Raw genomic sequence first — 14,652 nt, 5'->3', positions numbered from 1 at the left:
ACATCCTCGTATAAGTCCGGAAAGGCTGTTTGATACCACTTTTATTATGCGTAAGTTTGTGTATTACAATCAGATATAACGGTCTTGGACACACAATAATGTTTCAAAAGACGTACGTCTTTTGAAACATTATTGTTACTCTTCACATTAAATATAAGAGGAACAGATAAATGACTGATAATTAAAACACTGTGGAAATATTTGCACAGATAAAAAAAGCGTCTTATCTTTGTTGCATCAGACGTACGTCTTTTGAAACACCGTTCCCAAAAGTTAAATTTGCATCTTATAAGTCTTCTCATTTACTTGTCTTGTATTCCTATTCTCTTATATGTAACACAACATTATTCTCACGCTGGCTTTTGAATTAAGTTCCCATAATCGGTTTATTTAAAGTGAATATTATTGTTTAATATCTATTGTAAATAGACTGCTACTATTTAAAGAATATTCAGAAAACTCATTAATCTCCTTTTACACAACGTACTGTTTTACCATCTTTCTTTTGGTAAGCCTGAATTTCGGCCGTTCCATTTCTTAAAAGCATAAAATACGAAACAGTTCCCCCTGCATCGTCTCTACTTTGATAATATCCTTCAGTATCAGGACCTGTTGTGGCTTCAGTGCCACTGCCTCCCCTATTGTCATTACGATATCCTGCAGCAGGTAAAAAAAGCCCTATACTACTATTCATAAACCACATGCCTTTATTAATCAATGCTTTGTTTGTACACCGAGATAGCATTGCTAAGGTATTCCTACTTGGAGTACGCCATCCTGTACCATAATATGCAGTATTTAATTTAGAGCAAGGATCTGTATTATTAGTATTTGTATTTCCGGTATAAGTACTATAAAACGTATAATAATAACCTCTATCTGTTGCAGTAGTCCACACGTAATTCGTATTTCCGGTACTCTTCAAATTTCCCGTAGCCCATCTCAGCTTTGCCAAATTATTTTTATCACTCGCTGTACATCCGTTTTGTGTCAGGTTAATGTCACTTGCCGCCAATTGTACTCCCAATTCAAACTTCAGTGTAATGGTATAACTCTTTCCTGGTAGCAACTGTACATTCTGGCTCGAGGTGATATTCCGATTATTCGCATTGAAGTAATTACTAAGAGTCAGCGTACCGATATGCACCGTGATCGCCCGTGAACCCGAAAAAGGAACTAACCGCACAGTGGCAGTCGAATTATTGGCTATATTGAATGTGGACGTATTTCCGGTATTGGCACTTACATTATTTGTAGAGGGACCTATCGTCCAGGCGGACGCATTACCGCCCTGAGAAACATATACGCCCGTACAGTTGGTAAACGTGTTGCTTCCAAACTGCGACAAGGAGAGCTTAACCGTCAGCTTGCAGAGTTTTTGCGTGAAACTAACCGACAGGTTATGGCTGAACGTATTTACATTCGCTATGTCCCCCGAGTCATAAACCATAAAGTCATTACTCATATTCGGGATAGTGACGGAAGTACCGTTATAGGCATAGGATGAAGGGATTGTTCCCATCGCTGTCGTACTATTGAACGAGTATCCGATCACACGGACAGTTCCCGCTCTGGTGAGTAACTTTCCTTGCCTGAGTGTGGGAGCGGAAGCCCCGTTCGTCGTAAAATCCGTTGCCGACTGGAACACGTAATTGCTGCCCACCTTACGGAAAGCGATCAACCGGAAATAAATGCCGTTGCCCAATGTAGCGGCACGGGTAGTGACTTGCGGCTCTTCGCGGAGTGTCATCCGGACCACTGAAGGACCCTCGTAAGGTACGGCAGCGGGTATGGCCCTGCTGGCGGGTGATTCCTTAACCGGTACCCATTCGTCTACAAGAGTTCTTCCCCCGGTTGTGGCGGGAGTATCAACATGACTTTCCATATAGCTGCCATCCTCAACCCGGCTGACCGTAATAGGGATCATATCCCCTCCGTCCGGTTCGGGGCTGTCGGGGTTCACAACATTGTCTCCACACGATGTTATCATTAAAAAAGCTGCGCACACACAGCATGTGCTTAACGCACGAAAGCCTACATACAGAAGTTTTGCCTTTGTATTCATAATTCAAATGTTTAAAAGTGAATAAAATAGATCGTACTCAGCATGGCCTTCCCATTAAGAATGGACAGGCCGGCTATAGCAGGCTGTGAATACAGCTTTTATTTTGCGGTAAGTTTGTGTAAGTTAGATAGATAGAACGGCTCTTGTGTTTCAAAAGACGTTCGTTTTTTGAAACACGGTCTTTGCTCTGTGCGCTGAATACAAAAAGAAGAGATAAATGACTGATAATTAAAACGATGTAAAAAGATTTGCACAGATGAAAAAAGCGACTTATCTTTGTTGCATCAGACGAACGTCTTTTGAAACGTTACCTTCCTTTTGATAAAAGACAACCCACTTATTACAAGAATCATTTTTTTCCAAATGCTTCATTATTAGCTTTATCCTTTCGTTACATCAGTGGGTAACCGGATTGATAGTCTGGCAGTATTTTTGCCGGATGTTACCATTCTTATATTATTTGTTTCCTGCGTTATATCGCTTCTGTACTATTCTGGCTAACCTTGCATCAACAATCACACATCGTATAACTACTATAAATTTAAAATCAAAATGAACAGAGAGAACAAACCTTTATTCCTATATACCTTTATCACCGTCTTTGGTGGATTGATTGTGGGATTAAATATGGCAGGTATTTCCGGAGCCGTTCCTTTTTTACAGGAACAATTCATGTTGGATGATATGGCTTTGGGATTGGTGGTAAGTATTCTGACCGTAGGTTGCCTTTGCGGTGCTTTGCTGGGAGGAGGTTTCAGTGACCGTTATGGCAGGCAGAAAGTAATGTTCTCGTCAGCTATCTTTTTTATTGTTTCTTCTTTAGGTTGCGCATTGTCTGTCAATCTGGTTTCACTGCTGGTTTTTCGCCTGATATGTGGGCTGGGGATCGGCGTGATTTCTGCCGTAGCACCTATCTATATATCCGAGATTTCTCCTGCCCGGTTGAGGGGAACACTGGTCTCTTACAATCAACTGGCCATTGTGATAGGAATTCTGATTGCTTATATTGTAGATTATATATTGCTGGACTACGAGCGGAACTGGCGCCTGATGCTGGGATTCCCGTTCTTCTTTAGTGTAGCCTACCTGCTACTGTTGGTTATATTGCCCGAGAGTCCGCGATGGCTTTCGGCCCGCGGAAAAGCAGGCAGAGCCAGACAGGTGGCCAGTAAACTGAACCTGGAAGCCGGTGAGATGACCGTGTCCGACACAAACACACAAGAAGGTAGAGATAGGATAAAGGTAACAGAATTGTTTAAGGGTAACTTGGCTAAAGTGGTTTTCATAGGTTCTATACTGGCCGCCTTACAGCAAATTACGGGTATTAACGTCATTATTAATTACGCTCCTTCTATTTTTGAGATGACAGGTGTTGCCGGGGATATTGCCCTTGTGCAATCCATCCTGGTGGGCGTGGTGAATCTGTTGTTTACCCTGATTGCTGTATGGCTGGTCGATAAAGTGGGACGCAAAATCCTGCTTCTCGCCGGAAGCTTGGGAATGAGTCTTTCGTTGCTTTATTTGGTCTATACCTTTGTTGTACCTGCTGCCAATGGTATCGGCGCATTGATAGCCGTGCTGTGTTACATCGGGTTCTTTGCAGCTTCGCTGGCACCGCTGATGTGGGTGGTAACTTCCGAAATCTATCCTTCCCGTATCCGTGGAACGGCCATGTCACTCTCTACCGGAGTAAGTTGGTTATGTACGTTCCTTACCGTTCAGTTTTTTCCTTGGATACTGAATAACCTGGGCGGATCGGTCGCATTCGGAATCTTTGCTGTTTTCAGCATTGCTGCATTCGCATTCATTTTATTTTGTGTGCCCGAGACTAAAGGAAAGTCGTTGGAGGCAATAGAAAAAGAATTGGGAGTGGATAAAGAAGCTGAAAAGACCGCAAAAGAAGAACATGCTTTCTCGAAAATATAATAAACACAAAATTAGATATAAGTATGAAACAAAGTAAAAGAAATGTATGGTTGTCCGTTTGCGCAGGACTCTTGTTTTGTTCGTGGGGATGCGGCTCTCAAGTGTCGGATAAGCCGGTAACACTGGAAACGCTGTTGGACGAAATGGTATCGGTGGAGGAGCAGGCGCTATATCCGGTTCCCTCTTATACTTGTCGTCAGGAAAGTAGTTATGACCGTGCATCGGTATCACCCGATTCTGCCGGTTGGTTTGCCAACAGCGATGGGTTTGGAATCAAGCGGGTAGATACGATAGCAGGCCGTATCGAGAAAGTAATGTTCGACGAAGTCGGACCGGGGGCTATCACCCGCATCTGGATTACTACTATTGACAAACGCGGTACATGGAGGTTTTATTTCGATGGTTCCGACCAGCCGGGCTGGATTATTCCCGCCTATGACCTGATGCGGATCAATGTGCCCGGATTGGGAAGAGGAATGTTGCAGGCACACACCAGCTATACGCCCGAAGGTAAGGGAGGAAATACCCTGTTCCTGCCTATCCCGTATGCCCGTGGATGTAAAGTGACGTTCGAAGACGAACCGGGAGTGAATCCTACTCCAAAATATTACCACATCAACTTCCGTAAATATCCGGAGGGTACACAGGTGGAGACTTTCTCTAAAGAAGTGGTAGAGAGAGCAGCACAGAAAATAGCTGAAGTAGACGATCGTCTTCTCCATCCGATGGCCGGACGTAAAGGTGAAATGATCCGGGAGAATAAGAACCTTCTTTCTTCCGATTCACTGACCATTCCGCTGCCGACAGGTGAAAATGCGGTGTATGAAGTGAAGTTCAATATCCGTGTTGATAATCCGGAGCAATATGCGCAATTGATGCGGGAATTGGTGTTCAGTGCCACATTCGACGGGAAACAGACCGTATGGGTGCCCTTGAGTGATTTCTCCGGAGGTGGCATGGGTGCTCCCAAAGTGGATAGTTGGTATCTGACGTCCGACGGGAAAGGGAACATCTCCAGTCGCTGGTTGATGCCTTACCGCAAATCGGGAGTCTTGAAAGTACTGAACCTTTCTTCCCAGCCGGTTGATACTGAACTGGAGGTAAACGTGGCCCCGTTGAAGTGGAATAAAGACCGGTCATTGTATTTCTATGCTTCATGGAGGCAGGAGAACGGTATCTACATCCATGATAAACCCGAAGAGGCCGATCAGTGTGTAGAATGGAACTTCGCTACACTAAAAGGAAAGGGCGTCTATAAAGGTGATTTACTTTCACTGTACAATCATGCTCCGTTGTGGTATGGCGAAGGTGACGAGAAGATTTGGGTAGACGATGATACTTTCCCTTCACATTTCGGCACAGGTACGGAAGACTACTATAATAGCTCTTGGGCACCGGTAGTGCCTTTCTATACTCCATTCGGAGGAGCTCCGAGAGCCGATTTGGAAAGCTCTCACGGTTATAATGCTTTCTATCGCACCCGCCATCTGGATGGCATCCCTTTCAATAAGAGCTTTAAGTTCGATATTGAAATGCTGGGATGGAAACGGGGTGAGGTTGATTATGCCACTACCATTTACTGGTATGGTGATCCGGAGGCACAGGTATTTGGAACTTCAGGTATTGAAGGAGCCCGCCGGCAGCTGCTGCCTGCTGTCGAAGCTTCGGCAAACTGAAAAACATATGATAGTATTATTTAAATTTTTAATTAAATCTAATTGGTGAATATGAAACATGAAAGACCTTGCCTTGTGGCCTCCGGAAGTGACTGGCTGCAAGAAGTGTTGAGAAGGCTTTTGGTCTGGGTGGTTGTCTTGTTCTCGGGGACAATGATGGCATACGCAGGCAATCTGGATATCAACCAGGTGAAAGTCATTACGGGTACGGTGACCGAAAAGGAAACAGGTGACCCGCTGATCGGAGTAAACGTGTCGGTAAAGGGCACTTCGAAAGGTACGATTACGAATCTGAATGGTGAGTATTCGGTTGATGTGAATTCGGATAAAGATATTCTGGTATTCTCATTTATTGGAAAGGCTACACAGGAGAAAGCTGTGAAGGGATTAAGCAAGATCGACGTGGTAATGGCCGATGATGCCACGATGTTGGGCGAGGTGGTTATCCAGACCGGATATATGACGCAGCGCAAAGCCGATCTGACCGGTTCGGTTGCCATTGCTAATACCTCGGATTTGGCTCAGAATCCTTCGACTAACGCACTGAAGTCTTTGCAGGGAAAATTGCCGGGTGTATTTATTACTGCCGATGGTAGCCCCGGTGGAAATGCTTCGATACAGATTCGCGGACTTACGTCATTGAATGCACAACCCAACCCGCTGATCGTACTCGACGGATTGGCAGGCGATTATAACTTGAGGGACATCAACCCGGCGAACATTGAATCTATTCAGGTGTTGAAGGATGCTGCTTCGGCCAGTATTTATGGTTCGAGAGCTGCCGGTGGTGTGATCATTATCGAAACGAAGAAGGGTAAAAAGGGTGAATCGAAAATCAGCTACGAAGGTCGTGTACAGTTTTCCAAGTGGGTTAATAAACCCGACTTACTGAATACTGAAGAATATGGACGTGCCATCTGGCAGGCGTATGCCAACGATGACAAACTGGGTGAGATCAAACAAAGTGTTCGTTTCTTCGATTACGACTGGAGTTATGACGGTAACGGTTATCCGGTGCTTAACTCCGTGAAACCGGTGGAATGGCTGAATACAGCCAAGACTATGCGCTCGGCCGATACTAACTGGATCGACGAAATATCCCGTACCGGAGTATCGCAGAATCATCAGATCTCAGTATCGAGTGGTACTGAAAAATCACGTACTTTCTTCAACCTGGGTTATGAAAATACGGAAGGTATCCAGATTGAAACCTTCTGGAAGAAATATTCGGCCCGCTTGAATTCGGAATACGATTTATTGAATGGTCGTCTGAAAGTAGGTGAGAATCTGGAGTTGAACTACATGAACTATCGCGAAGCCAATCATACTCAGCTTGCAGCGAATGAACCCCCTATCATTCCTGTATATACCGAAACCGGTGGTTGGGGTGGTGCCTCTCTCGACGTGGGTATGGACGATTATCGTAATCCGGTGAAAGACCTTATCCTGGGGAAAGACAATGTCAATAAGTTCCTGAAGGTAATTGGTAATACGTATGCCGATTTGATGATTATCAAAGGTTTGAACCTGAGAACATCGTTCGGTGTAGACTATCGCGGTTCATACTATCGGGCAGTCGATAAAAAATGGGGTGAAGCAGATGGTTCGGGCCGTGATGAAAAATTTAATTATGTCCGCAATGATCAGACCCATTTCCTTGAATACCAATGGACCAACCAGATCAACTATAACGGGCAATTCGGAAAACACTCGATAGGAGCTGTAGTCGGAATGGAATTCACGAAAGCTGAAAGCGAAGCATTCTATGCGCGGAAAGACGGTTTGACCCTGGAAGACAGAGACTATGCTTTTTTGAGTTCGGCTACCGGCGACAAGATTACAGAGGCTACCGGTTCGGGTGATGCTTATGCTCTGTTGTCATACTTCGGTAAGTTTAACTATTCGTATGCTTCCAAATATCTGGCATCGGCAACGTTACGTTATGACGGTTCTTCCAAGTTCGGTGCTGATAACCGTTGGGCAGTTTTCCCAGCATTTTCGCTGGGATGGAGAATCAAGAACGAACCGTTCCTTGAGAATGTAGATTTTCTTTCGGATCTGAAATTGAGATTCAGTTGGGGGCGTAACGGTAACTCGGCTATCCCGAGTGGATACTTGCAAAGCAGCTATGTAGCCGATTATAACGGAACTTCTTATGCTATGAACGGACAGGAAAGCGGTTCTTTACAGTCTGGTTTCCGCAAATATCTCACCGGTAATTCGACACTGAAATGGGAAACGGTGACACAGACCAATTACGGTATCGATTTCGGTTTCTTCAATCAGAGCCTGGTCGGAACTATCGACTATTTTTATAAGAAAACAACCGATATGCTTTATTTACCCCCTTATATCGGTGCGTTTGGTGAAGGTGGAGATACTTATGTGAATGGTCCGAGCATGGAAAACCGAGGAGTTGAAATCTTGTTGACATACCGGAATAACCTTCCGTCCGGATTTAGTTACAGCATTACGGGAAACCTTGCTACCTTCAAGAATAAGATTACCGAATTGCCGGACAACGTGAGAAGTGTATATGGTGGAAACGGTATGTTGGACGATATTATCGGACGTCCTCGTAACTCTGTCTACGGATATGTGGCAGACGGAATCTTCAAAACTCAGGAAGAGGTGGACAACTCACCGCAACAGGCTGGAAAAGGTTTGGGACGTATCCGTTACAAGGACCTTGATGGCGACGGACGCATTACTCAGGATTATGACCGTACGTGGATTGGTGTCAGCGATCCGGACTTTACTTATGGTTTGAACCTTCAGGCTTCATATAAGAATGTAGACTTGGCTCTCTTCTTCCAGGGTGTACATGGCGGAGATGTTTGGGATTCATGGATTGAATACAGTGACTTCTGGAACATTCAGAATGTGAATAATACCAATCACCTGAAAGGCGTATTTAATGCCTGGTCTCCCCAGAATCCGGATTCTAACATTCCGGCTCTGTCTACCCGTAACACCAATGATGAAAAGCGTACATCTACGTATTTCCTCAAAGATGGTTCGTACCTGAAACTGAGAACAGTGGAATTGGGATACACTTTCCCGGAAAGTTTGGTGAAGAAAGCCATGATCAGCCGCTTGCGTGCCTATGTTTCGGCTAACAATGTATTCACTATCAAGAAATGGTGGGATAGCAACCGCTTCTCGGGTCCCGATCCTGAAATCCGTGACTTTGGCTATGTCATTCCATTTACCGCTACAGTTGGAGTTAATATAACCTTTTAAATAGAAATAGTATGAAAACCTTTTATAGTTTATTTCTGTCATCTGCCCTTTTGCTTTCCTTGTTGGTGACGAGCTGTGCCGACCAATTGAATATTAACCCTAAAGGGGTGCTGGCTGATGATTTATTATTAGGAAAGCCTGAACATATTGATGATTTTGTGACTCCGTGCTATTCGCTGATCCCTTATCTGCCCTGGTCGGAAGCTCATGCATGGTGGATGCATGGTTCCATCCGGTCAGACGATGCTTACAAAGGCGGATCGGGTGTAAGTGACCAGTCTGCCTGGCACGATATGGAAGTTTTCTCTTCTGTGACCGCTAATGTAGGCAATAATGACGGACCTTGGTTCAAGGGATATGTAGCGATATCCAGATACAATCTGGCACTCTATGCTCTGTCTAAAGTTACCGATGAAAACTATCCGTTGAAGGGCGTACGTACCGGTGAAGTGAAATTCCTGCGCGGAGCTACCTATTTCTTTATGAAGACGCTGTGGAGATATATTCCTTGGGTAGATGAAGAGAATGGCAGAACGGTGGAAGATGTGACCAATATCTCGAACCGTCCTAATGGTACTGATGATACATATTTGTGGGAACACATTGTGGCCGATCTGGAAGAAGCTGTCAGACTGTTGCCTGAAAAGCAGGAAGAGATAGGCCGTATCAATAAGAATGCCGCACGGGCTATGGCTGCCAAAGCGTTGTTGTTCATGGCATACAAGCAAGATGAAAGACATCAGGTGGTTGAGGTAGATAAGGCGATTCTGGAACGCGCTCTGGTTTATATTAACCAGATCACCGATCAGGAAGGTGGAAATGTAGGTTTATGTGAAGACTTTGCCGAAAATTTCTTGCCGGAATATGATAATGCTACCAAAGAAGCAATTTGGGAAATCCAGTATTCTATCAATGACGGAACATCAAGTGGAGGAAATACAAACAACGGTGCAGAATTGAATGCTCCTTCCTGGGAACCTTATTTCCCATGTTGTGACTTCCATAAGATGAGCTTTAATATGGCAAATGCTTTCAGAACTGATAAAGACGGTTTGCCTTTGTTCGATACGTTTAATGATGCGGAACTGAAAGGAAGATTCAAAGAGTATTTCAGTGAAAATACTTTCGATCCTCGTCTGAGTCATACAGCAGCCATTCCGGGATATCCTTATAAATATAATCCGGACTTGTTGTATGAAGAGAAGGCTTCCAGAAGCCCCGGTGATTATGGTTATCTGAAATCTGTTAAGGAATTGGTACCTGCCGGTTGCGATTGTATCATTGTAAACCGCAACTCAATGAACGTGAAACAAATACGTTATGCTGAAGTTTTATTGTGGAAAGCTGAAATTCTGATTCAGTTGGATCGCCATAAAGAAGCTCGTCCTATCATCAATAAGCTACGCGAACGTGCCAATAACAGTAGAATCCGTCTATTGATGGCAGACGGTACTCCTTATATGAATTATAAAGTTAGTTTATATACTGACGAGGCTGCATGGACCAAAGAGTATGCATGGAAAGCACTGATGTTTGAGAATCGTCTTGAAATGGCATGTGAGGGAAGACGTTTCTTCGATCTGCAAAGATGGGGAATTCTGGAACCTACGATGAATGCTTATTTCAAGAAAGAAAAAACTCGCTTCTCGTGGATGAATAATGCTGTCTTTGTTGCAGGAAGAGATGAATATAAGCCTATTCCTCAGCAACAGATGAACTGGGCGAAAGGAAATTATATACAGAATCCGGGTTACTAATAAAAAACAGACGATTATGAAAAGAATACTATATTTTTTCTCTGTGATGCTTTGTATACTTGCTGTCACAGGTTGTCAGGATCGCGATATCATTGATTTCAAGGATGGGGTTTCTTTGCCCCCGGTGACCGATTTGAAATCGTCACTATCACCTGATAATGAAGCTTTGATTGAATGGAAATTGCCTACAGCGATTCCGGAAGAGGTGGAACGTCCTTTATCCGTTTATGTTCAGGTTTACAAGGGGGCGGTGTTAGAGCATCAGATTTCTTTGGAAGGTGAGCCTACTTCGTGGGAATATACACTGAAAGAACCTGAATCGAAATACAGGATTGTGGTTAAAGTTCAGGGGATGTTGAAAGAAAAGCCTTATGGGCAGTCAGACGAGATTTATTCGTTGGGACAAACAGTTTCTATAAATTGATTGAGAGAAAGAGGCAGCGTCGGGACGACGTTGCCTCTCTTCATTTTATGCTTTCTCACATCGGATGATGATTTTTCTTTCATCGTTCAGGGTAGTAGCAAACAGATAGATATCACCTCCGTCAGCTATTTTTAGCCGTTTTCGTAGTTCTGCCACAGATTGTGGGAAGTTGCGGACAGTGAGGTTGGCTTTATCCACTTCATTTAAGAGATTCTTCAGTTCTTTTTTGTTGAGGCCTGAGTAGCCGGTCACCCGGAAGATTCGGCCTGGAAATTCTTCTATCCGTTCATCCGAGGTGTAGAGATGGCTGTTGGGATGGAGCTTGCTTAAATGAAACGCAGAAGCGATGTTGCGGAAAGCACCGGCTTTGAGAATAGAGGCGTTGGGTTCATACAAGTAAGTACCTATTTTATGGGTGTAAGAGCAATCGGTGCTCTGCTCTGCTTCGCGCGTAAAGACGAAACGCTGTATTTTTCGGTTTGCAAAGTTGATGCAGACGATAGGCTGCGATAGGGTAGGCAGGATCATCGGAGAGGTCTTTTCAGACCGCAACATTAACAACAGTTCCTTACATTCGTTGTTGACGGAGATAATGTGGACCTCAGAAACATGCTTCATGTCCCGTATAGCCAGAGAAAGGTCGAGCATTGGGGAAAGTTTGATTATAACCTGTTGCCCTTTTTCAAGCAATAATTCCTCCAGTGCGGCTGCATTAGGTTCACAGTCGGATATGGCTACTGTTTTTCCGCCATGTTCATTGCGGCGTGTCGGGTCCAGGAAGATACAGTCTGTGGGCGACATTGTTTGCAAGTACTCTACTCCATCGGCATTTTGTACCCGGATCTGCTTTAATCCCAATAGTGGAAAATTGTGAGCGGCAATCTCGCAAAGTTCTTTTTGGCGTTCGATGTAGGTGACTGTTTTGAACCGGGCTGCGAGAAAAGCACAATCAATACCGAATCCGCCCGTAAGATCGACCAGCGTTTCTCCCTGCGCCAGTGAGGCTTTGTAGAGTGCGGTGATTTCCGATGAACATTGCTCCAATGATAAATGACGTGGATAAAGAAGGTTTTCCGTAGCATGCCAACTTGGTATTTTTGAAGCGGCGGCTTGCCATCCGGCTATCTGGACGATAGCAGAGGACATGTCAACCTGGGGATATTTCTTTGCCTGTAATGCGAGGGAGCGTATATCGTCATTGCGATGCTCCCGGATAAACAGGACTGTTTCCGGAGAAAGGTACATATCTTATTTTAGTTTATAAGTTTATACTTTTGTTTTGCTTCGTCTCGGTTGCACAGGTTAAAGTGCCACCATTCGCTGGGGAGTGCACGGAATCCTGCACCTTTCATGACTCTTCTTAGTAGAATTCGGTTTTCGCGTTCTTGTTGTGTTATTTTTCCCTTTTTCACGAGTTCTGCTTCGTTTGTGATATGCGATGTTGCACCCATATAATCAACTTCGGTTCCCATAGAAAGTGGGTGCCCGAGAGAGTCTACTATGCCGATGTCTACTGCCAGGCCATAATTATGCAGTCCTCCTCCTCGTGCCGGATTAGATACATAGAAATATTTAGAGGTTCCTTTTACAACATCCCACATCTTTTTCTGAACGGACATCGGACGTGCTGCATCATAAATCACCAGGCGATAGCCAGGATGCTCTGCTTTGAGTAACAGGTGTGCCTGCAAAAGGGCTTTAGCTGCGTCCGGATGGAGATATGCCTCTTTCAAATCACCATAAAGAAGTTGACCGGTGAAATTATCCGGGGTGGCATACATCAGGTTGATTATGAATGTAGAGTCGAGTTCGGAGATATTTACCAGTCCGATTGAATCCAGATAAAGAGCTGTTTGACTTTTGGCTGCAATCGGTTGTGGCTTTTCTGGGGCTACAAGATTTATGGAGTCCATAGGTACGGGATAGAACTGCGTTTCCTTATTCCGGCAAGAGGTTGTGATAAACAGTAATAGGATGAAAGTTGCTAAAGATCCGGGCTGCATATGATTTTTTTAGTTGAATTATTAAATGCAAAAGTATAAAAACATATGCGCATATTTTAGAAGTGAGGAAGTTTTTCGTTTTTAAGGCTTGTCCTATATGTACCTCATCGGATTTACAATGCATTATAAATTAGATTCTCCCGATAGCTTTTTTGAGCAAAAAGCATTAGTCTTTTCATCGTGCCTGTCTTTCCTGCCATACTTGTTTTCCTCTGATATTTGCTTTGAGAGGATCATTTGCTTTCGGTTTATTGTTGTAATCGTTAATTTACTTAAAATGAAGAAGATCAGGAGTAGGCTAATGAATGTGAAGCTATTCCTTCTCGTACATTTGGCAGAAAGGAGTAAAAGCTGTATTGCTACGAATGTAAACTATAGGATTTAGAATGATATGGAACATGTTAATGGTCAAAATAATGAAATTACATTGATTTTCCCACATAATCGGATTGACTGTATGGCTTCTCAGAACGAACGGTTTAATCGGATTATAAATCAAGCTAACATAACGATCATTGGGAATAACAATCACATTTCAATGTATTGCGATTCTGAAGATAGTGCGGAAGAATTGTTGCTAAGTGATGGATTTCTTCTGGTTGTAAAAGGAGATAATAATATAGTAAATATAGGGACGATTATTTTACGCTATTCTACCATATTGGGTATGACGGGATTGAAGCTTATCATTGGGCAACTTCCGGGACTGGGAGCCGGTGTTTCAAGAATGGCTAATAATTGTCGGGTAGATATTGGAAATCGTGTAGTAATTAATGGCGTTACGTTATATTTGCAAGAAGATGATTCGTGCATCAGTATTGGAGACGATAGTCAGTTGAGCTGGGGCGTTGATATATGGTGTACCGACGCACATACGATAACGAATTTAGAGGGTGAGCCGATAAATTTTGCTAAGAGTATCGTAATAGGTAAGCATGTATGGATCGGAAAAGATGTGAAGGTTTGTAAAAATGTGAAAGTCTCTGATAATAGTATTATTGGTTGGGGGAGTATCGTAACGAGGGTATTTAATGAACCCAATGTAATTATTGCGGGTGTTCCGGCTAAAGTTGTAAAACAGGGAATTAACTGGGACCGTAGATGTATCAATAAGTATTTAAAAGGATGACTACTGTTAGTTGCAAAAGAAAAGTGAGGGTATAGGTAATTGTAAATAGGGGCGCTGCTCTCTATGGAGAGTCCTCTCTATTTACACAAAATCGTGGACAGTGCCTTTTCTGTCCTCTCATCCGTGAAATGTATTTCTATCTTCCATCTTCCACCTTTTTCAATCTTTTTATCTGATTATCATTTATTTACCCTGGTGGAAGATCGCGTTTTCAGCCCGTTTATCTTCCACCTTCATCTTCCATCTTCCACCCTCTGCCATCGCTTGAAAAACTTCCATAATTCCCTCGTATTCAGAATTATACTTTCTGTTTCTTGTCAGTTTTCCCCTTAAAAAGCATTTTCATATCCCCGCTTGTTTGTTTGAAAATGCTCTGCTTTTTTCCGGAAGTCCTTTGTTATTTGCCGCTTGGGATATTCTTTGCCCCCG

At 43.6% G+C, this 14,652-nt stretch carries 9 protein-coding genes; 6 read left to right on the top strand and 3 right to left on the bottom strand.

Annotation, left to right across the window (positions count from 1 at the left end):
- Positions 1-463: 463 nt before the first annotated feature.
- Positions 464-2,065 carry a hypothetical protein gene (locus tag QK890_RS13885; RefSeq protein WP_137569996.1) on the bottom strand — a complete coding sequence of 534 codons (1,602 nt, stop codon included), beginning with the start codon at positions 2,063-2,065 and terminating at the stop codon, positions 464-466.
- Positions 2,066-2,617: 552 nt separating this feature from the next.
- Here QK890_RS13885 and QK890_RS13880 point away from each other — a divergent pair.
- Genes QK890_RS13880 through QK890_RS13860 form a run of 5 tightly spaced genes read left to right on the top strand, consistent with a single transcriptional unit; the run spans position 2,618 to position 11,091 of the window.
- Entirely contained in the window at positions 2,618-3,991 is a 1,374-nt protein-coding gene (locus QK890_RS13880; protein ID WP_005812555.1) for a sugar porter family MFS transporter, read from the top strand.
- A 23-nt stretch (positions 3,992-4,014) separates the two neighbouring features.
- Positions 4,015-5,667 carry a glycoside hydrolase family 172 protein gene (locus QK890_RS13875; protein ID WP_032540056.1) on the top strand — a complete coding sequence of 551 codons (1,653 nt, stop codon included), beginning with the start codon at positions 4,015-4,017 and terminating at the stop codon, positions 5,665-5,667.
- Positions 5,668-5,718: 51 nt separating this feature from the next.
- Entirely contained in the window at positions 5,719-8,910 is a 3,192-nt protein-coding gene (locus tag QK890_RS13870; protein ID WP_032529723.1) for a TonB-dependent receptor, read from the top strand.
- 11 nt (positions 8,911-8,921) lie between these two features.
- The gene (locus QK890_RS13865) at positions 8,922-10,667 is read left to right on the top strand and encodes a RagB/SusD family nutrient uptake outer membrane protein (protein ID WP_022011746.1); all 1,746 of its coding nucleotides are present in this window, start codon (positions 8,922-8,924) and stop codon (positions 10,665-10,667) included.
- A 16-nt stretch (positions 10,668-10,683) separates the two neighbouring features.
- On the top strand, positions 10,684-11,091 hold the full coding sequence (locus QK890_RS13860; protein WP_005782981.1) for a DUF4945 domain-containing protein: 408 nt from the start codon (positions 10,684-10,686) through the stop codon (positions 11,089-11,091).
- A 45-nt stretch (positions 11,092-11,136) separates the two neighbouring features.
- Here the strand turns inward: QK890_RS13860 and QK890_RS13855 are convergent, their stop codons facing one another.
- Entirely contained in the window at positions 11,137-12,336 is a 1,200-nt protein-coding gene (locus tag QK890_RS13855) for an SAM-dependent methyltransferase (RefSeq protein WP_367627412.1), read from the bottom strand.
- Between the two features lie 8 nt (positions 12,337-12,344).
- On the bottom strand, positions 12,345-13,094 hold the full coding sequence (locus QK890_RS13850) for a M15 family metallopeptidase (RefSeq protein WP_122330826.1): 750 nt from the start codon (positions 13,092-13,094) through the stop codon (positions 12,345-12,347).
- Positions 13,095-13,485: 391 nt separating this feature from the next.
- On the opposite strand from QK890_RS13850, the gene QK890_RS13845 reads away from it, so the two are divergent.
- On the top strand, positions 13,486-14,223 hold the full coding sequence (locus QK890_RS13845; protein ID WP_005812561.1) for an acyltransferase: 738 nt from the start codon (positions 13,486-13,488) through the stop codon (positions 14,221-14,223).
- Positions 14,224-14,652 lie beyond the last annotated feature (429 nt).

Origin of the sequence: Bacteroides sp. NGMCC 1.200775 (assembly GCF_040798045.1) — a bacterium.
Lineage (GTDB): Bacteria > Bacteroidota > Bacteroidia > Bacteroidales > Bacteroidaceae > Bacteroides > Bacteroides hominis.
Note: the sequence above shows the minus strand (reverse complement) of the source record. Positions and strands in the feature narration are given on the sequence as shown.